The sequence below is a fragment of the Streptomyces sp. MMCC 100 genome, assembly GCF_041538145.2.
GTDB lineage: Bacteria > Actinomycetota > Actinomycetes > Streptomycetales > Streptomycetaceae > Streptomyces.
The window spans coordinates 5330732-5356712 of record NZ_JBGORK020000001.1 but is presented as its reverse complement, the minus strand read 5'-3'; the positions used below and the strand labels follow the sequence as shown (position 1 = coordinate 5356712).

General features: G+C 72.0%; 16 protein-coding genes. 12 read left to right on the top strand and 4 right to left on the bottom strand.

Going from position 1 to position 25981, the window contains the following annotated elements; all coding sequences use genetic code 11:
* Positions 1-5: 5 nt before the first annotated feature.
* Positions 6-6932: a glycoside hydrolase domain-containing protein gene (locus ABS735_RS24895; RefSeq protein ID WP_373900344.1), complete on the bottom strand. Its 6927-nt coding sequence runs from the start codon at positions 6930-6932 to the stop codon at positions 6-8.
* A gap of 180 nt (positions 6933-7112) precedes the next feature.
* Between ABS735_RS24895 and ABS735_RS24890 the strand changes: the two genes are divergently transcribed.
* The 9 genes from ABS735_RS24890 to ABS735_RS24850 all read left to right on the top strand — a co-directional run bounded on the left by ABS735_RS24890 (position 7113) and on the right by ABS735_RS24850 (position 16367).
* Positions 7113-7556: a hypothetical protein gene (locus ABS735_RS24890; protein WP_373900345.1), complete on the top strand. Its 444-nt coding sequence runs from the start codon at positions 7113-7115 to the stop codon at positions 7554-7556.
* A 99-nt stretch (positions 7557-7655) separates the two neighbouring features.
* Positions 7656-9518 carry a gamma-glutamyltransferase family protein gene (locus ABS735_RS24885; protein WP_373900346.1) on the top strand — a complete coding sequence of 621 codons (1863 nt, stop codon included), beginning with the start codon at positions 7656-7658 and terminating at the stop codon, positions 9516-9518.
* A 206-nt stretch (positions 9519-9724) separates the two neighbouring features.
* The gene (locus ABS735_RS24880) at positions 9725-10570 is read left to right on the top strand and encodes an inositol monophosphatase family protein (RefSeq protein WP_373900347.1); all 846 of its coding nucleotides are present in this window, start codon (positions 9725-9727) and stop codon (positions 10568-10570) included.
* Between the two features lie 110 nt (positions 10571-10680).
* Positions 10681-12090, top strand: coding sequence for a phytoene desaturase family protein (locus tag ABS735_RS24875; protein ID WP_373900348.1), 1410 nt, complete (start codon positions 10681-10683; stop codon positions 12088-12090).
* Between the two features lie 35 nt (positions 12091-12125).
* Complete coding sequence (locus ABS735_RS24870; protein ID WP_373900349.1) at positions 12126-12650, top strand: O-acetyl-ADP-ribose deacetylase; 525 nt, start codon at positions 12126-12128, stop codon at positions 12648-12650.
* Positions 12651-12802: 152 nt separating this feature from the next.
* A complete protein-coding gene (locus ABS735_RS24865; RefSeq protein WP_373900350.1) occupies positions 12803-14005 on the top strand; it encodes a PP2C family protein-serine/threonine phosphatase in 1203 nt (400 codons plus the stop codon).
* 60 nt (positions 14006-14065) lie between these two features.
* Positions 14066-15664 carry a sensor histidine kinase gene (locus ABS735_RS24860; protein ID WP_373901250.1) on the top strand — a complete coding sequence of 533 codons (1599 nt, stop codon included), beginning with the start codon at positions 14066-14068 and terminating at the stop codon, positions 15662-15664.
* Entirely contained in the window at positions 15661-16110 is a 450-nt protein-coding gene (locus ABS735_RS24855; protein ID WP_373900351.1) for a response regulator, read from the top strand. Before ABS735_RS24860 ends, ABS735_RS24855 begins: the two co-directional genes overlap by 4 nt.
* Before the next feature lie 80 nt (positions 16111-16190).
* Positions 16191-16367, top strand: a complete 177-nt coding sequence (locus ABS735_RS24850; protein WP_373900352.1) for a hypothetical protein — start codon at positions 16191-16193, stop codon at positions 16365-16367.
* Positions 16368-16459: 92 nt separating this feature from the next.
* On the opposite strand, the gene ABS735_RS24845 is transcribed toward ABS735_RS24850, so the two are convergent.
* Entirely contained in the window at positions 16460-16921 is a 462-nt protein-coding gene (locus ABS735_RS24845) for a DUF2871 domain-containing protein (RefSeq protein ID WP_373900353.1), read from the bottom strand.
* A gap of 166 nt (positions 16922-17087) precedes the next feature.
* Positions 17088-18473 (bottom strand): ricin-type beta-trefoil lectin domain protein, encoded by a 1386-nt coding sequence (locus ABS735_RS24840; protein ID WP_373900354.1) that lies wholly within the window; start codon positions 18471-18473, stop codon positions 17088-17090.
* Positions 18474-18756: 283 nt separating this feature from the next.
* Here ABS735_RS24840 and ABS735_RS24835 point away from each other — a divergent pair, with 283 nt between their 5' ends.
* Positions 18757-22671: a glycoside hydrolase family 2 TIM barrel-domain containing protein gene (locus ABS735_RS24835; RefSeq protein ID WP_373900355.1), complete on the top strand. Its 3915-nt coding sequence runs from the start codon at positions 18757-18759 to the stop codon at positions 22669-22671.
* A gap of 41 nt (positions 22672-22712) precedes the next feature.
* Positions 22713-23591, top strand: coding sequence for a DUF72 domain-containing protein (locus tag ABS735_RS24830; RefSeq protein WP_373900356.1), 879 nt, complete (start codon positions 22713-22715; stop codon positions 23589-23591).
* Here ABS735_RS24830 and ABS735_RS24825 read toward each other — a convergent pair.
* Positions 23572-23934 (bottom strand): ArsR/SmtB family transcription factor, encoded by a 363-nt coding sequence (locus ABS735_RS24825; RefSeq protein WP_373900357.1) that lies wholly within the window; start codon positions 23932-23934, stop codon positions 23572-23574. The two genes, ABS735_RS24830 and ABS735_RS24825, sit on opposite strands and share 20 nt — an antisense overlap.
* Positions 23935-24049: 115 nt before the next feature.
* Between ABS735_RS24825 and ABS735_RS24820 the strand changes: the two genes are divergently transcribed.
* Positions 24050-25963, top strand: a complete 1914-nt coding sequence (locus ABS735_RS24820; protein WP_373901251.1) for a heavy metal translocating P-type ATPase — start codon at positions 24050-24052, stop codon at positions 25961-25963.
* Positions 25964-25981: the final 18 nt, after the last annotated feature.

Below are 25981 nucleotides of genomic sequence, written 5' to 3'. Positions count from 1 at the left end.
GCGGCTCACTTCAGGGCGTGTTCCCACTCGCGTGCCGGCGACCAGAGACCGCCACCGCCGGGGGCCGTCCCACCACCGGCGTCCCAGGCCGCGCCCGGCCGGTGCGGATGCCGCTCCGTCGGCCGGAACCCGACCGTGTAGGTGCGGGTGAACGCCCCGTTGGCCGAGGTCACCGTGACGGTGCGGGTGGTGAACCCGCGCTGGGAGGACGAGACCGTGGAGCTGCCGGCCGTCACCTTCACCCGCGCGCCCGAAGCGGCCGTCACGGCACCGACGGCCGGGATCCGCGTGTTCTTCGGCCAGTCCACGACGTACGCGGACACCTCGGGGTCGAACCCGTCGAGCGCGACACCCCCCACGGTGATGGCGGAGGCGTCCGCGACGCTCGCCTTCGTGGCGTCGGGGGAGTCGGTCACCGTGACCGACCCGTCCGCGTTGACCACCACGTCCGCCGCCATCGCCGCCGCCAGGTTGATCCGCTGCCAGCTCGGCGCGTCGGACCCGGTGAGGTCGAGCGGGTACCCGGAGTCCGTCGCGGTCTGCTCCAGGACCTGGGTGCGCTGTTCGGAGGTGAGGTCCGGGAACGCCGTGATGAGCAGCGCCGCCGCGTCGGACGGTGCGTCGAGAGCCTGCCCGGCCTTGCCGGTCCGGGAGAACCCGTAGGTCAGGCGCTGCGTGTACTGGTCGATCTGCTGGGCCGTGCTCAGACCGGCGTAGGGGTCGCCCGCGCAGGCCGTGAGAGTGTCGCCGTAGCCCTCCTTCTCGCACCGGGCCAGCAGCACGTTCCGGATCTCGGTGTGTGCCTGCGTCAGCAGGTTCGCGAAGTCGGGGTCCGCCCAGCGGTGCGCCACCGTGGCCTGGGCCGTGATCCGGCCGCCCATGACGTCCAGCGGGTAGTGGAACCCGAGGACGATGCGGTTGTTCCCGTACTCCGAGGTGCGCGCGAGGATCGACGGCGCCAGCTCGGGCAGCAGTGTGGCGAGGATCGTCCCGGCCTCGTAGCCGCCGTAGGTGTGGCCGCTCGGGTACGAGCCGCTGGTGGCCAGGCCCGCGTACGAGCCGTCCTGGGACTCGTAGACGCTGCCGCCGTCGCCGACGAAACCGAGCCGGACGTACGGGCGCAGGTACTGGTAGTGGTTCTTCGCCGCGTCGTGGGTGTCCAGGCTCTTGGTGACGCGGGAGAACAGCGCGCTGGTCTTGGGCAGTCGCCCTCCCTCGAGGGCCTCGCTGTAGAGCGGCCCGAGCCGGGAGCCGAGGCCGTCGGCCATGGTGACGGTGGCGCTGTTGGACGCGTCCACCACGGCGCGGTCGACCTGCTTCTGCGTGGCCGCGTTGTTGACGCCGAGGGTGATCGTGTCGTTCTCCGCGCTGGGCGAAGTTCCCTCGGACAGCTTCTCGTTGGCGCCGAGGATGCCGGAGCCGAGGTCGTCGAAGCCGCTGAGGAGCCGGTTGAAGTAGTCGCCTCCGTCGTCGCTCGCGGGCCACGAGTCCGAAGGGTAGGCGGCGCCCAGCACATCGTCCGGGAAGGGGGAGGGTTCGTAGTCCGCGGGGTCGGAGGTGGTGGCGGCCTTGGTCGCGGCCGCCGTGCCGGGGTCGTCGGAGCTGCCGGCCGGGGTCACGGCGGTCACGGTGGCGGAGTGGGTCCTCGCCCCGCTCGCGGTCGTGAGCAGCGCGGTGTCCGTGGTGCCGGACACGTGCGCGGTGGTTCCGTCGTCGAGGGCCACGGTGTAGCCGACGACCGGGAAGCCGCCGTCGCCGGCGGACCGCCAGCTCACCCGGACCCGCTTGCCGTCGGTGACGACGCCCGTGACGGTCGGCGCCTGGGGCCTGTTGTCGCCCGTGACGGCGGGTTGCGTCGACGCACTCCAGGGGGAGTCGCCGAGGGCGTTCACCGCGCGGACCCGCGCCGTGTACGACGTGCCGTCCTTCAGCCGGGTGAACACCGTGCTCCGGCTGTCCGGATCGGCGATCTCAAGCTGGTGGCCACCGCTGAGCGTGATCTCGTAACCGGTGACCGGCGCACCGCCGTCGTCCACGGGTGCGGACCAGGTGACCTTCACGCTGGTGCCGGACGAGGTCGCCGACACCGCGTCGGGCGCGGCCGGCACCGTCCGGCGCTTGGTGGTGAGCGCCGACATGGCGTGGTCGAGGGCCGCGTACCGCGCTGTGAGGGTCCGGTCCGCCGCCGTGTCGTCCGCCACGGCCGTCTTCGCCGCGGTGAGCGCGGTGGTGAACGCCTTCCAGGATGCCTCCGTGTAGCGCTCGTCGGCGAGGGCGGACGCGGTGGCGACCAGGTGCTCCAGCTTCAGTCTCGGGAGGGGCACCAGCTGGTTGGCGGCCAGGGTCAGGCTCCGGGTCCGCAGGTCCACCTCGAGCTGCGTCGCGTCCTCGGTGCCGAGGAGGGCGCGGGCGGCGGCGAGTTCGCGGCGGAACACCCCGAAGTCGATCGCGCCGTACCGGTCCGCGTCCTCGGACAGGTCCGCGTACTGGTCGACCGCCTTGCGCAGGGCGGACAGGTCCGTCTCCGCGGGCGCCTCGACGTGACTGAAGGTGAACCGGCCGAGGTTGGCGACGTACGGGTGCGAGGAGTCCGCGTCGGTCGTCAGCCGCAGGTGCACGGTGTGCGTGCCGGTGACCGCCTTCGGCAGGGTCAGGCTGGTCGTCCCTCCCGACGACCACGAGCTGCCGGTCACCGGCAGCGGGACGGTCGCGTACGGCGTGCCGGGGGTGTCCGCGTCGAAGGAGTCCAGGTAGAGCTGGACGGCGGAACCGGTGCCGCAGCGCGCGGAGTTGTTGACGTAGGTGAGCGTGACGGTGTTCTTGGGGGAGTCGCCGAAGTCGATGTCCCCGTAGTCGAGCCAGGCCCCGTCGTAGGTGCCGCCGAGGCTGGTGGCGGAGCCCGCGTCGCTCCAGGTGGCGGGCTCGCTCTTGAGCCCGCCCCCGCTACCGCCCTTGAACGCCGTGGCGTCGAACACCGCCGGGGCGTCCGCCTCCCGCGTCAGGGTGAGCGAGTGGACGTTGGCGACGTAGGGCTGGGCGTCGGTCTGGGTACTGGAGACGAAGACGGCGTACACCTTCCGGGCACCCTTGAAGACGCCCGGGTCGAGCGGCACCGTCGTGTCGGCGACGGTCCCCCAGCCCGAACCGGTGTACTCCAGGGGGACGGTGACGCTCGTCGGACCGTCCTTCGAACCCAGACGCAGTTCGATGTGCGAGTCGGACGCCGCACGCGAGCGGGGCTTGTCGTAGCTGACGGTGACGGCGTCGGCGCCGTCACCGAGGTCGGTGTCCTGCCACTCGGCCCACGCGCCGTTCGTCACGTTCTCGAAGACGCCGCCCGACAGCTTCAGCGGCAGCGAACCGTCGCCGGTGGCCGAGGCGTTGGCCGTGGTGAGCGTGGCCAGCGTCGTCTTCGAGCCGGACGAGGGGACCTCTTCGGGCGAGAACCGGTACCAGTCGAAGTTCGACACCCACTGCCGCCCCGACGGGGCGTGGAACACGAACGTCGCGCTCGACGCGTCCAGCAGCGCGTCCGGGTCGGTGACGGCCGCCCGCACCGTCGTGTAGTACTGCCAGCCGCCGGTCCCGGGCAGGGAGACGGTGGCGACGACGGGGCCGTCGGCGTCCCCGGCGTGGATGTCGACGCTGCTCGGTTCCGCGGTCGTGGCCTGCGAGTTGGCGTAGCGCACGGAGACACTCCGCGGGGCGACCCCGCCGAAGTCGAGGCCGGTGTACTGCTCCCAGGCCCCCTCGGTGACGCCGCCGAGGTCGCCGTCCGAGTAGTACGCCTCCTTCACGAGGCTGGGGCCCTCCATCCGGTCCGGGTCCTCGGCCTGCAGGACGGCGTAACCGCCCTCGTCCAGGGTGAGCGCGTCGATCGCGGACCGCAGGGCGTCGTGCGCGGCCATGAGCGTGCCGGTCGGCGAGGCGGGGTCCGCGAGGACGGTCCGCGCGCGTTCCAGCGCCGTCCGGAAGAGGCCGTAGGAGCCGTCGGAGTAGTTGCCCTCGCGCACGAGGGACGCCTCGTCGACCAGGGCGTCGAGGCTCCCCCGGTGCACCGCCGCGGCCGACACGACCAGCGGGTCGGTCACGGACACGCCGGTGCCGGTCACCGTCGAGGCCGGTATGCCGTGCGGGAAGGCCCGGTCGCCGAAGGTGATGCCGAAGCGTGCGTCGGTCCTGGTGGTGCCGGTGAGCCTCAGCGACGCGGTGCGCCTGCCGGTGACCCGCAGGTCCGCCTTCACACCGTCCGGGAGGCCGGTCACGCTCGCCGCGCCGGTCCGGGTGAGGCTGGTCCCCTTCCGTGCCGCGAACGACGCCCTGCCGGACAGGCGGAGCTCCACGCTCGCGTCGACGGTGCCGTCCGCGGCGGTGTCGACGGTGTCCGGACGGGCGGAGACGACGGTCGTGCCCTTGCCCGGCCCGGTGCCACCGTCGCCCGTGTCGCTGCTGAGCGAGTACGCGGGCTCCGTGCGGGCGCCCCAGGAGGACGGCTTGGAACCCATGTCGAACTCCAGGGTTCCGCCGGCGACGACCTGCGCGTAGTCGAGCCACGTGTTCGAGAACCGCTTGCCGTTGAGCGTCGCGCGCTGCACGTAGTAGTCGCCCGGCGAGACCCCGTCGGCCTTGACGGTGAACTCGGCGCCATTGGCGTAACTGATCGTCGTGGAGTCGAAGAACGGGCTGCCGATCTGGAACTGGCTGGAGCCCGCGGTCACCGGGAACAGCCCGAGGGCGGCGGCGACGAACATCGTCGACATGGTGCCGGCGTCGTTGTCCATGGTCGGCAGGAAGCCGTCCGGGGCGAGTTCGTACGCCCTGGTCTTCACCGGCGGCCTGAACTCGCCACCGGAGCTGGGGGCTTCACCCGTGGAGCCCGTCGCGATGTACCGGTTCCAGGTCTCGTCCGTGTAGATGGCCCGCACCCACTTCTGGGTCAGGCTCGGTTCACCGACGTAGTTGAAGAGGTAGGGGGCCTGGAGGTCGATCTCGTTGGCGTTGGAGTGCAGCATGGTCGAACCGTCGTCGGCGTCGGAGTCCTCGCCGAACATGTGCCGGATCGCCGCCCGGCCTGCCTTCTCGCCGCCCATGGCCTCGATGAGGCCGCCCATGTCGTACGCGTCGTACCAGTGGTACTGCCAGAGCGTCCCCTGATAGAGCTTGGCCTCCTCGAACTTCTCGTAGTCGACGCCCTGCCAGTCGCCCTCGCCGTCGCGCGGGGTGAGCAGACCGACCTCGGTGCCGTCGTCCGCCGTCCAGGCGCCGGGCTTGACCAGGTTGTCGATCGCCATGGTCGCCTGCTCGCGCAGCTTCTCGGCGTCGGCGTCCTCGCCGAGCGCGTCGGCGATGACGGACAGCGCCCACTGGTCGTAGCCGCGCTGGACCGTCGTACCGGGGTCACCGGCGATGTACCCCTGCCGCAGCTGCGTCCCGGTGTAGTACCCGGTGTACGACTTCAGCGCGGGGTACGCCTCGTCGAGCCGGTCGAAGTCCTTGAACCCCTTCGACAGCGCGTCGGCGATCACCACCGCCGAGCGCTCCCAGCGCACCGTCGGCACCGAGTGGGTGAGGCTGCCGAGGCTCTTGCCCGAGGCGTGCGCGTCGGCGAAGAGGATGACGGCGGACTGCACCATGTCCCGGTAGGTCGCCGGGTCGATGTAGGCCTCGACGGAGTACTTGCGGAAGTCGTCCCAGGTGGACCAGCCGTCGTAGTACGTGAAGCCGTTCGCCTTGTGCACGGCCCCGTCGACACCGCGGTACGTCCCGCTGGTGCTGGTGGCGTTCACCGGCAGCGCGTACATGCGGTACAGGTGCGTGTAGAACTGCTTGGTCAGCGTCGAGTCCGGGTCGGCCTTCCTGGAGGCCTTCACCGCGACGGCGCCGAGCGTGCGGTTCCAGTCCGCCTTCGTCTGCGCGCGCACCTCCTCGAAGCCGCGGCCCGCCACCTCGTTGTGCTGGTCGGTCGCGGCCTGCTCGGCGCTGACCGGTGACAGGGTGACGCGCAGTTCGATGTCGTCGCCGTCGGCCTGGTCGAACCCGAGGACGGCGCCGGTGTCGGTGCCGTCCTGCGCGGTCGCGTCGGTCAGCCTGCCGTCGTCGCCCCAACTGCGCAGCGAGGTCACGGGGACGTTCGTGGTGGCGTAGTAGTACAGGCGGTACGAGGCGCCGTTGAACGAACCGGCGACGAGTCCGCTGATCGCGGTGGTCCCGTCCTCGAGCTTCGTCGCGTCCAGGGTCGCGCGGGTACGGCTGGTGAAGTTGTTGGCGAGGTCGAGGACGAGTTGGGGCCGCGAACCGGCCGGGAAGGCGTACCGCTCGAGCGCCGTGCGGGTCGTCGCGGTCATCTCGGCGTCGATGGTCCCTGCGGGGGATCCGAGGCCCACCCGGTAGGAGCCGGGCGACGCGGACTCGTCGTCGTGGCTGTAGGGGTGCGCGTAGGTGCTCGTGGCCGGGCGGCTGTCGTACCGCTGGGAGGTCGGGACGACCAGCAGGTCGCCGCCGCCGCCCGAACCGCCCACGCCGTCCAGGTTCGTGGCGGTGAACCCCGCGATGTGGTCCTCGTCGTAGTCGTACCCGGAGTGGTTGCGGCCGGGCGTGGTCATCGGGTTGACCTTGGCGAGGCTGTGCGGGGCCTGGGCGCCGGGGAGGTCGTTGCCGTCGTCGCCGGCGGTGGACACGAACGGGTCGACGAGCTTCGTGTAGTCGGTCCCGTCGGACCTCCCGTCGGACCTCCCGTCGGACCTCCCGTCGGACCTCCCGCCGGACGCTTCACCGGCCGCGGAGGAGGTCTTCGCGACGGGCACGGCCACGGCGGTGCCACCGCCCGTCAGCGCGGCGAGGCCGAGCGCCCCGGCGAGCACCGCGGCGACCGTGGACCGCAGGGCCCGGGGTCTGGCCGACCGTATCGGCGGTCTCTTGGATCTGTCGGACATGGCGAGCACGGACCCTTCCCAGTCGGACAACGTTGTCAAGCGGCAATCGAAGCAAGCGCTCCGGGGTGAACGCCTCCGCCATCACATAGGGAGAAGTCATACAACGGGGAAACGGAGTTCGTACAGAGGTTCACCCGGTCGCGAGCGGCCGTGGCCGCGCGACCGCGAGAAGGACTGACCGTGGCCTCCCCATCCGCCACTTCCGCCTCGACCTCGTCCCCCGCGGCGGAACCGCCCGGCCCGCCCGGCGCCCTGGACGGCCCCCGGCCGGCGGCCGCGGCCGCGGAACACGGCACCCACCTGTGGGCGTACGACGCCGGGACGATCCGCGCCCAGATCGACCGGCTGAGCCGCTTCGACGTCATCCACTGTGCGCAGAAGGCCTGTTCGAACCTGCACATCCTGCGCCTGATGCGTGAGGAGGGCGTCCACGTCGACGCCGTGTCGGAGGGCGAGAGCGAGCGGGCCCTCGCGGCCGGCTACCGGGTCGACGGCGCCGAGACCCGCCTGATCCGCCGCCGCCAGACGGCCGCGAACTCCTGGCCGCGGAGCTCGGACCCGAGGCCGGGACCGGAACCGGAACCGGAACCGGGACGGGAACCGGGAGCGGGGCAGGTGCCGTAACCGGGACCGGGCCGGGGCCGGCTCGGGCGGCCTTCACTCCGGAGCGGGTCTGTAGTACTGCTGGGGCAGGACTGACCCAGGCGTACAACGAGGTGAGAGATGCAGTTCACCACCCGCCCCACCCTCCAGGGCACCTTCGGCATGGTGTCCTCCACCCACTGGCTGGCCTCGCAGTCGGCCATGGCGGTGCTGGAGGACGGAGGCAACGCCTACGACGCCGCCGTGGCCGGAGCCTTCGTGCTGCACGTCGTCGAGCCGCACCTCAACGGGCCCGCCGGAGAGGCGCCGATCCTGCTCGCGCCGGCGGGCGGCGAGGTGCGGGTGCTGTGCGGGCAGGGCGTGGCGCCGGCCGGGGCGACGGTCGCGCACTACAAGGGGCTCGGACTCGACCTCGTCCCCGGCACCGGGCCGCTCGCCGCCGCCGTGCCCGGTGCCTTCGACGCCTGGCTGCTCCTGCTGCGCGACCACGGCACCAAGTCACTGGCCGACGTGCTGAAGTACGCCATCGGCTACGCCGAGCACGGGCACGCGCCCGTGGAGCGCGTCGCGGAGACCGTCGAGACCGTCCGTGAACTGTTCGAGACCCAATGGACGACGTCCGCCGACGTCTACCTGCCGGACGGCCGCCCGCCCCGCCCCGGCGAGCTGCTGCGCAACCCGGCCCTCGCCGCCACCTGGAAGCGGCTGCTGGCCGAGGCGTCCGGCGCGGCGGGCCGGACAGGGGACGGGACGGGAGGCCGCGAGGCGGAGATCGACGCGGCACGGGAGATCTGGCGCTCCGGATTCATAGCCGAGGCCCTCGTACGGCAGGCCGGGCGGCCCACCCTGGACACCAGCGGTGAACGCCACACCGGCACCCTGACCGCCGCCGACCTCGCCGGCTGGTCGGCCCACTACGAGGCCCCGGCGACGTACGACTGGAACGGCTGGACCCTGTGCAAGGCCGGCCCGTGGAGCCAGGGCCCGGTCCTGCTCCAGCAGTTGGCGCTGCTCCCGCCCGAGCTGCCCGCCCACGGCTCCGCCGAGTACGTCCACCTGCTGGTCGAGGGCTGCAAGCTCGCCATGGCCGACCGGGAGGCCTGGTACGGCGACGCGGACGGCGCGGACCGGGTGCCGCTCGACGAGCTGCTGTCGCCGCGGTACAACGCGGTGCGGCGGCAACTGGTCGGCGACAAGGCGTCCTTCGAACTGCGACCCGGCGCCCCGGGCGGGCGCGCCCCGCGGCTCAGCGCACACGCGCTCGTCGCCGCCGTGGAGGGGGAGGGCCTCGACGCCCTGGGCGTCGGCGAGCCGACGGTCGCCAAGAGCCCGGCGTCCCCGGTGCCGGGCGAACCGGACGTCGCCGCCGACGGGGGCACCCGCGGCGACACCTGCCACCTCGACATCGTGGACCGCTGGGGCAACATGGTCTCGGCCACGCCCAGCGGCGGCTGGCTCCAGTCCAACCCCGTCGTGCCCGAACTGGGCTTCCCGCTCGGCACCCGGCTCCAGATGACCTGGCTGGAGGAGGGCCTGCCCAACTCGCTCACGCCGGGCCGCCGCCCGCGCACCACGCTCACGCCCTCCATCGCCCTGCGCGACGGAGTGCCGGTCATGGCCTTCGGCACCCCCGGCGGCGACCAGCAGGACCAGTGGCAGACGCACTTCTTCCTGGCCGTCGCGCTGCGTGCGCGGGTGCGCGGCGGTCTCGACCTCCAGGGCGCGGTCGATGCCCCGAACTGGCACACCGACAGCTTCCCCGGTTCCTTCTTCCCGCGCGGCATGCGGGCGGGCTCGGTCACCGTGGAGTCCCGCCTGCCGGCGGAGGTCGTCGAGGAGCTGCGGCGCCGCGGGCACGACGTGACGGTGGGGGAGGCGTGGTCGGAGGGCCGGCTGTGCGCCGTCGCGCGCGACCCGGAGACGGGCGTGCTGTCGGCGGCGGCGAACCCGCGCGGCATGCAGGGGTACGCGGTCGGCCGCTGACCGGCGCGGTATCCAGGGCTGAGCGGTCGGCCGCTGACCGGCGCGGCATCCAGGGCTGAGCGGTCGGTCGCCGCCCCGCGCGGCATGCGGGGTCACGGGGTCGGCCGCCGCCCCGCGCACGCCGGCGCACCTGGTGTTCGTGTCGATTCCACCCGGAGTACACCACCCGGGTGGGGATTGTCAGTGGAGCGTGCTCTCATGGAGCCATGATCGAGAACAACGAAACCATCGACGAGTTTCTCGCCCGGCACACCGACGAGGTGGAGGCGGCCGTCCGCAAGGCGGCCGCCCAGGAGATCATGCCGCGCTGGCGCCGGCTCGCGGCACACGAGGTCGACGAGAAGTCGGGCCCGCACGACCTGGTGACGGACGCCGACCGCAAGGCCGAGCTGTGCCTCACGGAGGTCCTGGCCGAGCTGCTGCCGGGTTCGGTGGTGGTCGGCGAGGAGGCGGTGCACGCGAACCCCGCGTCCTACGAGGCGATACGCGGCGAGGCACCGGTGTGGATCATCGACCCGGTCGACGGGACCCGGCAGTTCGTGCGCGGCGAGGAAGGCTTCTGCACGCTCGTGGCCCTCGCCCACCACGGCGTCGTGCACGCCTCCTGGACCTACGCCCCCGCCGCCGACCGGCTCGCGACGGCCGTACGCGGCCGGGGCGCCTTCCTGGACGGTGAGCGGCTGTACGCCGGACCGCCCGAGCCCGGCCGCGAGCTGCGGGTCGCCACCTCCCACCCCGACTACACGACGGACGAGCAGAAGCGCGACCTGCTCGCCCTGCGCACACCGGGCGTGGCCCCCCGCCCCTGCGGTTCGGCCGGCCTGGAGTACCTCGCGGTCGCCAGGGGCGAATCCGACGCCACCGCCTTCTCCTGGGAGGCGGCGTGGGACCACGCGGCCGGTCTCCTCCTGGTCGAGGAGGCGGGCGGCTCCCACCTGACCCGCACGGGCGAGCCCTTCCGCATCACCGGGGGCAACGACCTGCCGTTCACGGCCGCCCGCGACGCGGCCACGGCTCGCCGGGTGGTGGCGCTGCTGTCGGGCGAAGCGTGAGCGGCGCCGGCCGCCGCGGGCGGAGCCCCGCGACCGCGCGCCGTCGGATCCCGGGCATATCCTGATCCCGAGTGGCCATCGGCTGACGAAGGGGTCCGAAGGTGCCGTCGATGCTCGATGCGGTCGTAGTGGGTGCGGGGCCGAACGGTCTGACCGCCGCCGTGGAGCTGGCCCGCCGCGGCTTCTCGGTCGCCGTGTTCGAGGCGCGGGACACCGTGGGCGGCGGAGCGCGCACCGAGGAACTGACCCTGCCCGGCTTCCGGCACGACCCGTGCTCGGCCGCCCACCCGCTCGGCATCAATTCCCCGGCCTTCCGCGGCCTCCCCCTGGAGCGGTACGGCCTCGAGTGGCTGCACCCCGCGCTGCCCATGGCGCACCCCTTCACCGACGGCTCGGCCGCCGTCCTGTCCCGGTCGGTCGGCGAGACGGCCGCCTCCTTCGGAGTGCGCGACGCGGGCGCCTACCGCAGGCTGGTCGAGCGCTTCCTGCCCAGGTGGGACACGCTCGCCCGCGACTTCATGTCCCTGCCGCTGACCGCGCTGCCCCGCGACCCGGTCACCCTCGCCCGGTTCGGACTGGTCGGCCTGCCCCCGTCGACATGGCTGATGCGCCGCTTCCGCGACGACAGGGCCAAGACCCTCTTCGCCGGGCTCGTCGCGCACGTCATGGCCCCGCTCGGCGGCTTCGCCACCGGAGCCATAGGCCTGGTCTTCGCCCTCGCCGCGCACGCCCGGGGCTGGCCCGTGGCCCGCGGCGGCTCCCAGTCGATCTCCGACGCCCTCACGGCCTACCTGAAGGACCTCGGCGGCACCGTCCACACCGACTACGAGGTCAAGCGCCTCGACGACCTGCCGCCGGCGCGGGCGTACGTCTTCGACACCTCGCCCACGGCCCTGGCCCGCATCGCCGGCCTCGGCAACTACTACGAGCACTACCGGTACGGCCCCGGCGTCTTCAAGATCGACTACGCGCTGGACGGCCCCGTCCCGTGGACGGCCGAGGAACCCCGCGGCGCGGGCACCGTGCAGATCGGCGCCTCCAGCGCGGAGATCGGCGCCGCCCTGGACGCGGCCTCCGGCACGGACCGCGCCCCCGAGCGGCCGTTCCTCATCACCGTGCAGCCCAGTGTCGCCGACCCCACCCGCGCCCCGGCCGGCAAGCACGTCTTCTGGGCGTACGGCCACGTCCCCAACGGCTGGACCGGCGACCTCACCGACGCGATCGAACGCCAACTGGAGCGCTTCGCCCCCGGCTTCCGCGACCGCGTCCTCGCCCGCGCCACCGCGGGCCCGCCCGAACTCGCCGTCCGCAACGCCAACTACGTCGGCGGCGACATCGCCTCCGGCGCGGTCAACGGCCTCCAACTCCTCCTCCGTCCCAAGCTCTCCCTCTTCCCCTACTCGACCCCGCACCCGGCCGTCTTCATCTGCTCGTCGGCCACTCCTCCGGGCCCCGGCGTGCACGGCATGTCGGGCCACAACGCGGCGAAGGCCGTCTGGCGCAGACTCCGCCAGACCTGAGCCCGGAACAGAACCCGAGCCGAGCGAGGACCCGCATGCCCACCATCACCCTGGTCCAGGGCGACATCACCCGCGAACACGCCGACGCGATCGTCAACGCCGCCAACTCCTCCCTCCTCGGCGGAGGCGGCGTCGACGGCGCCATCCACCGACGCGGCGGCCCCGCGATCCTCGCGGAGTGCCGGAGGCTACGCGCGGGACACCTCGGCAAGGGCCTCCCCACCGGCCGCGCGGTCGCCACCACCGCGGGCGACCTGGACGCGCGCTGGGTGATCCACACGGTCGGTCCGGTGCACAGCGCCACCGAGGACCGCTCCGACCTCCTCGCCTCCTGCTACCGCGAAGCACTCCGCGCCGCCGACGAGTTGGGCGCCCGCAGCATCGCCTTCCCGGCCATCTCCACCGGCGTCTACCGCTGGCCGCTCGACGACGCGGCCCGCATCGCCGTGGAGACGGTGCGCGGAGCCGACACGGCCGTCGAGGAGGTCAGGTTCGTCCTCTTCGACGACCGGGCCCACCAGGCGTTCGCCGCGTATGCCGACACGACCGGAAACCGCTGACCCGCGGCGACGCAGAGTGACGCCGCGTGCGGGGAACGTACGGACGAACGGGTCCGGGTAAACTCTCGACTGGTGCTCTTCGGCAGCAGGAGCCTGCGTGACGTAAGGGGCGGGAAGACAGGAGCATCGTGTCGGTGGCACAGTCATGGGGCATGCGTGCGCCCTCGACCAGCGAGAGCGACGACCCAGGGACACCTTGGCAATGGTGGGAACCCTCCGTGCTGCTGGTCGAGGACGACCCGGGGGACGCCCTGCTGGTCGAGGAGCTTGTCGCCGACAGCGCGTTGAAGATGGGCCTGCGCTGGGTCCGCTCGATGGCCGAGGCGCGTGAGGCGCTCGCGGCCGAGAAGCCGGACTGCGTCCTGCTGGATCTGAACCTGCCGGACGCGCAGGGCCTGGAGGCCGTGTCCGGGATCCGCGCCCACGCGGACCAGGTCGCTGTCGTCGTGCTCACCGGCCTCGCGGAGGAGGAGACAGGGCTGGCAGCGGTGGCGGCCGGCGCCCAGGACTACCTCGTCAAGGGACGCGTCGAACCGGAGCTGTTCGGGCGGGCGGTACGCTACGCGATCCAGCGCAAGCAGGCCGAGCAGTCGGCCGTGGCCCTGCAGGCGAGCCAGATGCAGGCCCAGGAGAACGCACGGCTGGAGCGCGGCCTGCTGCCCCGCCCCCTGCTGAACGACGCCGCGGTGGACGTCGTGACCCGCTACCGGCCCGGGCGCGCCCACGCACTGCTCGGCGGTGACCTCTACGACATCGTGCAGAGCACCGACGGCGCCGTGCACGCTCTCATCGGTGACGTCTCCGGACACGGGCCCGACGAGGCCGCCCTCGGTGTCGCACTGCGCATCGCCTGGCGCACCCTCGTGCTCAGCGGCGTCACCGGCGCCGAGCAGATAGCCCGGCTGGAGGAGATCCTGCTGGCCGAGCGCGGCGGCCCGCAGGTCTTCGCCACGCTGACGAGCCTCACCAGAGAACCGGGGGAGTCGCATGTGCGGATGATCCGCGCCGGCCACCCCGGACTGCTGCTGCGCACCGGCGACCAAGTGCGGTGGGTGGAGGTCGACGGCGGTCCCGCGCTGGGCGTCGTACCCGACGCCGCGCGCTGGCCGGTGCAGGAACTGGAGGTACCGGCGGGCGCGGCCCTGGTGCTGTTCACCGACGGGCTCTTCGAGGGACACATCGGCCGTGGCAGGGAACGGCTGGGCGAGGAGGGGCTGCTGCGCATGGCGCGGGAGGTGGCGGCGCTGGCCCCGGACGCCTTCGTCGACGGGCTGATCGAGCGGGCCGAGTCGCTCGCGGAGAGCCAGGGCGGTCTGGCCGACGACGTGGCCGTGCTGCACCTGCGCTGGAAATGAGACGGGCGGACGAGAACGGTGTCGGAGAACACGGTGGGTGACAAGACGGGCGGCCGGCGGATTGACCGTCGGCTGACGGTGCAGGGCTGGTTCCAGGTGGTCCTGGCGCTGATGGTGCTCATGGTCGTCGGCGGCAGCGTCGTCGGCGCCCGGCTGCTGGAGGAGACGTCGGACGTCACCGACCGGTTGACCGACCGCCTGCAGCCGGCTGGGACCGAGACGTACAGACTGCAGGCGGCACTGGTCGACCAGGAGACCGGGGCGCGCGGTTACGCCATTGCCGCCGACAGCCAGTTCCTCGCCCCCTACACGCAGGGCAAGGCGGACGAGGCTCGTGCCGCGGCGCGGCTGCGTGAGCTGATAGGCGACCAGCCGCGGCTGCTCGCGGACCTGGAGGCAGTGGAGCACCAAGCGGCCGACTGGCGGCGCACCTACGCCGAACCGCTCGTGGCCGACGTGACCTCCGGCGAGTCGTCCCGGGGAACTGCCCGGAGCACCGCGGAGCGGGGGAAGAAGGCGTTCGACGAGATCCGCAGTGTCTGGGAGACCCAGAACGCGAACCTTGCCGAGGCCGTGGCGGACGGCAAGGAGAACCTGGCCGAGGCCCGTACCGACCGCAACGTGATCCTCGGTGCCATGGTGGGCGTCTTCCTGCTGGCCGGTGTGGTCCTCGCGATCCTCGTCCGGGTGCTGGTGGCCCGCCCGGTCCAGGCCCTCAGCGCTTCCTCCCGCCGGGTGAGCGGCGGTGACTTCGACCACGTGATCGTCGGTGAGGGGCCCGCCGACCTCGCGGCGGTGGCGGGAGCCGTCGAGGGCATGCGGCAGCGGATCGTCGCCGAGCTCGACGCCTCCTACCGCCAGCAGGACATGCTCACCCGGCAGACCGCCGACCTGGACGCCCAGGCGGCGGAGCTGCGCCGTTCCAACGCCGAACTGGAGCAGTTCGCCTACGTCGCCTCGCACGACTTGCAGGAGCCGCTGCGCAAGGTGGCCTCCTTCTGCCAGCTGCTGGAGAAGCGGTACAGCGACAAGCTCGACGACCGCGGCCGGCAGTACATCGACTTCGCTGTCGACGGGGCCAAGCGCATGCAGGTACTCATCAACGACCTGCTCACCTTCTCGCGCGTCGGGCGCCTCAACGACGCCCGTGTGGAGGTCGACCTCGACCAGATCCTCACCAAGGCCCTGGCCAACCTGGACACGGCCATCACGGAGTCCGGCGCACACGTCGAACGTCCGGAGCGGCTTCCCAAGGTGGTCGGCGACCCGGTGCTGTTGGGCATGGTCTGGCAGAACCTGGTCGGCAACGCCGTCAAGTTCCGTCACCCGGACCGCACCCCGGATGTCCGGATCACCTGTGAAGAGGAAGCGGACAGCCCTGGTACCTGGCGGCTGTGCGTCACCGACAACGGCATCGGCATTCCCGAGGAGTTCGCGGAGAAGGTCTTCGTCATCTTCCAGCGGCTGCACGGCCGGGACGCCTACGGGGGCACCGGCATCGGGCTGGCCCTGTGCAAGAAGATCGTCGAACACCACGGCGGCCACATCCGGATCGACAGCGGCCACACCGGTGGAACGCGCATCTGCTTCACCCTGCCCTCCGGTGGCGACACCGTCGACGGCACCGACTCCCACACCGAGGAAAAGACCCTGTCATGACAACCTATGACGCCACCCCCATCGACGTACTCCTCGTCGAGGACGACCCGGGCGACGAGCTGATGACGCGCGAGGCGTTCGAGGACAACAAGATCGGCAACACCCTGCACGTCGTGCGGGACGGCGAGGAGGCCCTCGACTTCCTCTACCGACGCGGCCGGCACGCCCAGGCCCCGCGCCCCGACCTCATCCTGCTCGACCTCAACCTGCCCAAGTACGACGGGCGCCAGGTGCTGGAGAAGATCAAGTCCGACCAGGACCTGAGCGACATCCCCGTGGTCGTGCTCACCACCTCGTCCGCCGAAGAGGACATCCTCCGCAGCTACAAGCTGCACGCGAACGCCTACGTCACCAAGCCCGTCGACCTGGACCAGTTCATCGCCGCGGTCCGCCAGATCGACGACTTCTTCGTGCAGGTGGTCCGACTGCCCCGGCGCCCGGCCTGACGCGCCCCCCCCCAGCGCGGCAGCCGAGCTGCCGGAGTATTCGTTCGCCCTGGCCGGGATCACTGGCCAACGTCTCGAAGGTGGACATCACAGATCCGAAGGACCTGGTCCGACGTCGTTACGACGCCAACTCCCTGCGTTACGACGAGGCGTACGGCGCCGAGAGGAAGTACCAGTCGGTTGAGCGGCCGCCCCTGCTGCTGAAGATCGCCGGGTGGCTCCGCCCGGGCGGCTGTTTCTGGGCACGTCGTTCTTGAAGCTCAACGTTCCTGAAGCACAACGTTCTTGAAGCGCGACCGCCAGGACGGGCAGGGCCGGTCGTCCAGCGGAGCCGCCCGCCTGGGGCCCCTCACACGGCTGCGGTCTCCTCCTGCTCGCTCTTGGCCGCGGGACGCTGTACATGCTCGTTGACGCGCTGGCCGAGCAGGATGAAGAGCAGGACCAGGCCGACGGTCAGCACGATGTGACCGAAGCCGGCCGTCAGCGGCACCGCTTCGGAGATGTGGTCCTCGTCGCGGCCGAGCACGGTCAGGATCCCGTGGACACCCATCATCACGGTCGAGATCGCCAGGCCGGCGTTGTAGAACCAGAAGAACGCGGTGAACAGCTTCGTCCCGGAGAGCTGGAAGACCTTGTCCAGGACGAGAACGATCAGGAAGACGAGCATGCCCAGAGCCAGCAAATGGGTGTGCATGAGTGCCAGTTGGGTGTCGCCCTGGAAGTCCTCGATCTTCGTGAACTCTCGGTAGAACAGTCCCGAAAGGACTCCCACGATCATGTAGACGTGTGCCGCGTAGTACGACTTGCGCACGGTGTATCCCCCTGAGCCGAACCTTGTGTGATCGCGCCCATTCAAGCGCTGTTCGTCGCACTGCGGTGCAGTTTTACCTGAGCCGACGTCCGAAGTCCGCGGCGGAGGCGAACTGACGCCGCCCGACCGGGGCTCGCCGCGCGTGCGCCCCGATCCGGCGGGTACGTCAGCGGGTGCTCCACTTCTGGTTGTCGTGGCCGTTGCACTCCCGGAGCTGGAGCCTGGCACCGTTGCCGGTCTTCTCGTCGACGACGTCCACGCACTTGTTGGCCTGCACGTTGACCAGGTCCCGGGGCTCGGCCAGGATGAACTGCTGTGCCGGGTTGCCGCTGCACACGGCCACCTGGACCACCGTTCCGTCGGCCGTGCCGCCCCAGGCCGCGTCCATGCACAGGCCCAGCGACCGGATCGTGCCGTCGGGACGGAAGTCCCACTTCTGCCAGTTCTTGCCGTTGCAGTCCGCGATCTGCAGCGGCGCACCGTCCCTCCACTTGTGGCCCGCCACCTCGATGCAGCGGTCCGAGGCGTGGCCGTAGATGGTCGTGCCGGGGGCGACGGTCTCCGAGGCCTCGACGTCCGGCTTCTCCTTGTCGCCCCCGCCCGACGTCTCCTTCTCGGACTTCCTGGGCGCCGGCGCCTCCTCGCCGCCGCCGTCACCCCCGTCGTCCTGCGACTCCCGCGTGGCCGGCTCCTGCACCTGCGGCTCCGCCGCGGGAGCGGACTCGGCGGTGCTGGGCAGGGCCTCTGGGGTGACACTGGGGCTGGGGGCCAGTGCGGCGCCCGCCTGCTGGGTCTGCTCGGTGGCGCTGGTGCGGACCTGCGGCTTGTACGCGATCCAGATCATCACGAACGCGACGGTCAACGCCACCGCGATGCCCAGGAACGTCGCCAGCCAGCGGGGCAGGAAGCCGCGCTGCACGTAGGTGCCCTCGACCTCGGTCGGATCGACCCCGGAGCGCCGTACCGCCAGCTTGTACGGCCGCTCCTCCTTCGAACCGAACCAGATGACCTGCTTCGGCTTCAGCGTGGTCTCCACGAACGCCGCACGGCCCGGCTCGATCTGTACGTTCGACGGCCGGACCTCGTACGACAGATGGTCGCCGGTGTCGCTGCCCGCGACCGACGCCGTCACCTTCGTGTTGCCGAGGTTGTCCACCGCCAGCCGGGGCCGGCCCCGGAACCGCCCCTTCACCGTCGGGGGCACCAGCTCGGCGCGTACTTCGGTGAACGCCGTGATCGTGAGGTTGCCCTCCGGGACGGTCACCGCGTCAGGATGCTCCGTCGGCGTGATCCGCACGGCGTACGGGTTCGGACCCGCCACCGCGTCCGGCGTGCGCGGCGGGGCGAACGTCAGCTCCACGGTGCCGGTCGTGCCCGGGTACAGGCGCAGCGTCTGCGGCTCGACCGTCGTCCAGGGGGCTGTGTCCCCGACGGGTTCGAACCGGTACTCGTCCACCACGTCACCGGTATTACGTACCCGCAGGCGCACACGCGTACTGCTGCCGGGGTCCACAGTCGCGGACGCGGGCTCCAGGGAAGTCCACAGGCTCACGCGGAGACGTTACGTGGTGACCGAGTCCCCGTCAGGGGCCCTGGGGGCAGTTCTGGGTGCCCCCAGGGCCCAGGTCCCGTGACCGGCCGCCCCTGGAGACGCGGCCTGCCCACCAGGAACAAACAAACTCCGACGGGATAATTGATTCGGTTCTGTTCGAGTCCTAGGGTGACCCTGATCCAGTAGTCACCGCGTCACCGGCAGTTGATATCCGCCCCACCGTCAACTGTTGTCGAAGCACCGTGCGTTGAGCCGCCCCCGAACCCCACGGAAGGCCACGGTCATGCCGCACTCGCCCGTGTCACCCGCCCAGTCCCCGGCCAGTCCGCCCCGCCGGATCGTCAGCCGCCGCCGCCTCCTCGAGGGCGGGGCCGCCGTCCTCGGTGCGCTCGCCCTCTCCGCGTCGCCCGTCGCCGCGCACGCGGCCGGACGGAGAGCGGCGGCCGACGAGCCCCCGGAGTGGAACGACTTCGGTGTCTTCCGGCTCGGCACCGAACCACCGCACGCCACGCTCACGCCCTACGCGGACGTCGAGCAGGCGCTCGCCGGCGACCGCACCCGCTCGCCCTACCGGCTGAGCCTGGACGGCACCTGGAAGTTCGCCTACGCCGACCGCCCCGAGGACCGGGACGCGGACTTCCACCGCACCGACGTGGACGACGGGGACTGGGAGACCATCCCGGTCCCGTCCGTGTGGCAGCTGCACGGCCACGACTTCCCCATCTACCTGAACATCACCTACCCGTACTGGGGCCCCAACGGCCTCGGCGAGGACCCGCAGCCGCCCGCCGCGCCGACCCGCTACAACCCGGTCGGCCAGTACCGGCGGACCTTCACCGTCCCCCGCGACTGGAAGGGCCGCCGCACCTTCCTCCACTTCGAGGGCGTCAAGTCCGCGCACTACGTGTGGATCAACGGCGAACTGGTGGGCTACGACGAGGACTCCTGCACCCCGTCCGAGTACGACGTCACCGACCACCTCAAGCCCGGCACCAACCAGATCGCCGTCGAGGTCTACCGGTACTCCGACGGCGACTGGATGGAGGACCAGGACATGATCCGGCTGAGCGGCATCTTCCGCTCGGTCCACCTCTACTCCACCCCGGCCGTGCACCTGCGCGACTTCAAGCTGGACACCCCGCTCGACGACACCTACACCGGTGCCGAACTCGCCGTCACCGCGAGCGTGCGGGCGTACGGCGAGGGCGGCACCGGGCGCTACACCGTCGAGACCCAGCTGTACGACGCGCGCGGCCACGCGGTCTGGTCCCGGCCGCTCCAGCAGCCCGTCGACGTCGGCGAGGCCCGCGCCGGCGAGGACGTCACCGTACGGGCCGCCAAGGCCGTACCGAAGCCCAGGCTCTGGTCGGCCGAGCACCCGAACCTCTACACGGCCGTACTGCGCCTGCGGGACCCGGCGGGCAAGGTGACCGAGACCGTGTCCCACCGGGTGGGCTTCCGCGAGTTCGCGCTCAAGGACGGGCTGATGCGGATCAACGGCCAGCCGGTGTCCTTCCGCGGCACCAACCGCCACGAGATGCACCCGTCCCGCGGCACCGCGCTCACCCGCGAGGACATGGTCGAGGACATCAAGATCATCAAGCGGATGAACATGAACAGCGTCCGCACCTCGCACTACCCCAACAACCCGTACTGGCTGGAGCTGGCCGACGAGTACGGCCTCTACCTCGTCGACGAGACCAACCTGGAGACCCACGGCATCCGCGACGAGTACCCCGGCGACCACCCCGACTGGACCGCCGCCTGCGTGGCCCGCGCCCAGAACATGGTGCACCGGGACAAGAACCACGCCTCGGTCGTCATCTGGTCGCTGGGCAACGAGGCGGGCGGCGGCTCCACCTTCACCGCCATGCACGACTGGATCCGCTCCTACGACGACACCCGCGTCATCCAGTACGAGGGCGACGACCGCCCCGGCATCAGCGACATCCGCTCGGAGATGTACGACAGCCCGCAGCGCGTCGAGCAGCGCGCGAAGGACACCTCCGACACCCGGCCGTACGTCATGATCGAGTACGCCCACTCGATGGGGAACTCGACGGGCAACTTCAAGAAGTACTGGGACGTCGTGCGCGCCCACGACGTGCTCCAGGGCGGCTGGATCTGGGACTTCGTGGACCAGTCCCTCTACACGCCCGTCCCCGCCCGCACCGTGCTCACCGAGGCCGGACCGGCCGGGCTGCGCGGCGAGATCCTCGCCACCCGCGGCACCCTCGACCGGGACAAGGGCCTGTCCGGCATCACCGTCTTCGAACGCGACGACAGCCTCGACCTCACCGGCTCACTGACCCTGGAGGCCTGGGTCACCCCGCACGTGACGGGCTACCACCAGCCGATCCTCGCCAAGGGCGACACCCAGTACGCGCTGAAGCAGAACGGCCGGACACTGGAGTTCTTCATCCACTCCGAAGGCCAGTGGATCACCGCGAACTGGAACGTGCCCGACGACTGGACCGGCCGCGAGCACCACCTCGCGGGCGTCTTCGACGCGGACGCCGGGACCCTGACCCTGTACGTCGACGGTGTCGAGCGGGCCACCCGCACCACCGACCGGCGCCCCAGCAGCAACACCGCACCCCTCGCGCTCGCCACCGACGCCGACAACCAGGTACGGGAGTTCAGCGGCACAGTCCGCCGCGCCCGTGTCTACGCCCGCGCTCTCGGCGCCGCCGAACTGGCCTCCGACGGCCGCGGTCCCGGTGACGACGGCGTGCGGTTCTGGTTCGACGCGGCCACGGTGAAGACCTCGACGAGGCGGCCCCGGGACAAGACGTTCCTCGCCTACGGCGGCGACTGGGGCGACAACCCCAACGACGGCGCCTTCGCCGCGGACGGCATCGTCACCGCCGACCGCGGCCACACCGGCAAGGCCGCCGAGGTCAAGCGCGTCTACCAGGCGGTCAACGCCGCCCGCACTCCCGGTGGCGGACCCGGCGCGGTCACCCTCACCAACGAGTACCTGTTCACCCACCTCCGCGAGTTCGACGGCCGCTGGGAACTCGTCGCCGACGGCGAGGTCGTACAGCGCGGGAAGCTGAACCGGGACCAGCTGGACGTGGCACCGCGGTCGGAGAAGGACATCACCGTCCCCGTACGCCTGCCGCACGACCCGGACCCGGGCGCCGAGTACTTCCTCGAACTCTCCTTCACCACCAAGGAGTCCACCCCCTGGGCGAAGGCGGGCTTCGAGGTGGCCCGGCAGCAGCTCCCCGTCGAGACCGGCGCCCCCGCCCCCGTCCCGGCACGCCTGGAGAGCGTCCCGGCCCTGCGCCACGAGGACCGCGACAAGGAGGTCGGGGTCACCGGCAAGGGCTTCTCGGTCACCGTCGACAAGCGCACCGGCACCATCACCTCCTACGAGGCGAAAGGCACCCGCCTGATCACCTCCGGGCCCGTGCCCAACTTCTGGCGCGCGCCCACCGACAACGACAAGGGCAACGGCCAGCACACCCGCAACCAGACCTGGCGCGACGCCGGCGCCCGCCGGAAGGTGACCGACGTCGCCGTGCGCGCGCTCGGCGACCGGGCCGTCGAGATCAAGGTCACCGGCACGCTGCCCACCTCGGTGGAGTCCACGTACAGCACCACCTACACGGTGTTCGGCAACGGTGAGATCAAGGTCGACAACACCCTGCACCCGGGCGCCGCGAACCTGCCGTACATTCCCGAGGTCGGCACGATGCTCTTCCTGCCGCGCCGCCTGGACCGCGTGCACTGGTACGGCCGCGGTCCCGAGGAGAACCACTGGGACCGCAACGACGGCACGGACGTCGGCCGGTACTCCGGGACCGTCGCCGAGCAGTGGACCCCGTACATCCGCCCGCAGGAGAACGGCAACAAGACCGACGTCCGCTGGATCGCCCTCACCGACCGCCACGGAGCCGGTCTGCTCGTGTCCGGCGAACCCCTCCTGGAGGCCAACGCCTCGTACTTCACGCCGGAGGATCTGTCGGCCGGCGTGCGGCACGACTACCAGCTCACCCCGAGGGACGAGGTCGTCCTGCGCCTGAACCACCGTCAGATGGGCGTGGGCGGCGACAACAGCTGGGGCGCGCACACCCACGACGAGTTCAAGCTCTTCGCCGACCGGGACTACGCGTACACCTATCGGCTGCGCCCGCTCACCGACGTCCGTGACGCCACGCGGGCCTCGCGGCGGCCGACGGCGACGGAGTGACCCGGGGATGAACAGGGGAGCCCGGGGTACTCCGGGCTCCCATGGGTGGGATTCTGGTGGGCGCCTGTTCGTGGACGGACCGGCAACTCGTTGCCAGCGGCTGGTATCCACGAGGACAGCGGGACGCCGAGGGGCGGCTGCGGCACTACGCGTCGCGGCTGCCCGTCGTCGAAGTGGACGCCGGGTACTACGCGTTGCCCAGCCGCCGCAACAGCGAGCTGTGGGTGGAGCGCACGCCGGAGGGCTTCCGCTTCGACGTCAAGGCCTTCTCCCTGCTGACCGGCCACCCCACCCGCGCGGAGGCTCTGCCGGCCGACCTGCGCGGCACCGCACAGGGGCGGCTCGGACGAGGCCAGGCGGACGACGGGCTGCTGGACGAGGTGTGGGGGAGGTTCGCCGAGGCGGTCGATCCGCTGCGCGGGGCCGGGCGGCTGGGCGCCGTGCTGTTCCAGTTCCCGCCGTGGTTCGCACCCGGCTCCTGGGCGGAGGCGGCCCTCGACGCGTGCGCCCGGCGAGCGGAGGGCTGGCCGCTCGCGGTGGAGTTCCGGCACCCGGGCTGGTGGGCGCCCGAGCAGGCGGACACCACCCACGCCCTGCTCTCCACCCTGCAGGCTTCGGCCGTCGGCACCGACATGGCGCAGGGCCTGCCCGGTTCCCTGCCGCCCGTCGCGCCGGTCACCCGGCCCGCCCTCGCCGTCGTGCGGTTCCACGGACGCAGCCAGGCGTGGGGGAGGGGCGGCAAGGAGGAACGCTTCCGGTACGACTACGACGTGAGCGAACTCGCCGCCCGGGTGCCCGGCCTGCGGCGCGCGGCCCGGCTGTCGGACGAGCTGCACGTCCTGTTCAACAACTGCTGCGCGGATGCCGCCGTGCGCGCGGCCGAGACCATGCGGGGGTTGCTCACCGCGCCGCGTCGCTGATCCCCAGCCGCAGGTGCTCCACGTGGAACACGGCCTGGTCGAGCAGCTCGGCGACATGGTCGTCGTGCAGGGCGTACACCACCGAACGGCCCTTGCGCTCGCCGACCACCAGGCCCAGGTTGCGCAGCAGCCGCAGCTGGTGCGAGCAGGCCGACTGCTCCATGCCGACCTCCGCCGCCAACTCGGTGGCGGGCAGCGGGCCTTCGCGCAGCCTGGCCAGGATCAGCAACCGGGACGGGGTGGACAGGGCCTGGAGAGTCGTGGCGACCTTCGCGACGTTGTCCGCGTCCAGGCGCACCCGCTCGGCGGCGTTCTGCGCGGTGGTGGCGGCTCCGTGACCCATGCGGTCATCTTACGCATCGCCCGGAGGGCCATCGGAGGACCACCGGAGGGCCACCGGGGGACTCCCGAGACACATGAACAGATGAACGAATGAATTAGTCTTCATGTGTTCCTGTATGGTGTGCCCCGTGTCCACCACCCTCGCCCCCGCTCCGGCGGACGCCCCCTCCGCCCCGGCGCCACGCCGCCGCCGCACCCGTGTCCTCGCCCTGCCCGAGGCCCGCTGGGCGCTCGTGTCCCTCGTCGCCTTCCTCCTGGCCCTGCCTCTCGACCTCGGCGGCGCGCCCGCCTGGACGTACGGTCCGCTGTACGTGGTCGCCTACGCCGCCGGCGGCTGGGAGCCGGCGCTGGAAGGCCTGCGGGCGCTGCGCGAGAAGACCCTCGACGTCGACCTGCTGATGATCGTCGCAGCGCTCGGCGCGGCCGCCATCGGGCAGATCCTCGACGGCGCCCTGCTCATCGTCATCTTCGCCACCTCCGGCGCCCTGGAGGCCCTGGCCACCGCCCGCACCGCCGACTCCGTGCGCGGCCTGCTCGACCTCGCGCCCACCACCGCGACCCGCGTGCGGGACGGCGGCGAGGAGACCGTCCCGACCGCCGAACTCGCCGTCGGCGATCTGGTCCTGGTCCGGCCCGGGGAGCGGATCGGCGCCGACGGCACGGTCGCCGAGGGCACCGGCGAGGTCGACCAGGCCACCATCACCGGCGAGTCCCTGCCCGCCCTCAAGCGCCCCGGCGACGACGTCTTCGCCGGCACCCTCAACGGCACCGGCGCCCTGCGCGTCCGCGTCGGACGGGACCCGGCCGACTCCGTCATCGCCCGCATCGTCACCCTGGTCGAGGAGGCGTCCCGCACCAAGGCGCCGACCCAGCTGTTCATCGAGAAGATCGAGCAGCGCTACTCGGTCGGCGTGGTCGCCGCCACCCTCGCGGTCTTCGGCGTCCCCCTCGCCTTCGGCGCCGATCTCACCCACGCCCTGCTGCGCGCCATGACCTTCATGATCGTCGCCTCGCCGTGCGCGGTCGTCCTCGCCACGATGCCGCCCCTGCTCTCGGCCATCGCCAACGCCGGCCGGCACGGCGTCCTGGTCAAGTCGGCGGTCGCCATGGAACGCCTCGGCGAGATCGACACCGCCGCCCTCGACAAGACCGGCACCCTCACCGAGGGCGCCCCCGAGGTGACGGCCGTACGCCCGCTGCCCGGAACCGGCCTCGACGAAGACGGGCTCCTCGCCGTGGCCGCCGCGGCCGAGCACCCCAGCGAACACCCGCTGGCCCGCGCGATCGTGGCCGCCGCCCGCGCCCGGGGACTGCGCATCGCGCCCGCGGACGACTTCACGGCGGCTCCCGGCCGCGGGGTGACGGCCGTGATCGACGGCCGCACGGTGCACGTCGGCCGCGCGGAGATCCCCGAGGGCGCCGAGACCACCGTCCGCGTCACCCGCGACGGCACCCTCCTGGGCACCCTCGCCCTCACCGACCGCCTCCGCACCGACGCAGCCCAGGCCACCGCCGCCCTCACCGGCCTCACCGGCACCGCCCCCACCCTGCTGACCGGCGACCACGCGGATGCCGCCGCCCGCGTGGCCGACGCGACCGGCCTCACCGACGTCCGCGCCGCCCTGCTGCCCGAGGACAAGGTCGAGGCCGTACGGGAGCGGGAGCGGGCCGGGCGCAAGGTGCTCTTCGTCGGCGACGGCGTCAACGACGCCCCCGCGCTGGCCGCCGCGCACGCCGGCGTCGCCATGGGCCAGGCCGGCTCCGACCTCGCCCTGGAGACCGCCGACGCGGTCGTCGTGCGCGACGAACTGACGGCCGTACCCGCCGTCGTACGGCTCTCCCGGCGCGCACGCCGGCTGGTCGTCCAGAACCTGGCCGTCGCCGGTGTCTTCATCACCGTCCTCGTCCTGTGGGACCTGATCGGCCACCTCCCGCTGCCGCTCGGTGTCGCGGGCCACGAGGGCTCGACCGTGCTGGTCGGCCTGAACGGCCTGCGGCTGCTGCGCGAGTCGGCATGGCGCCCGGAGTGATCCGCGAGGCCCCAGCAC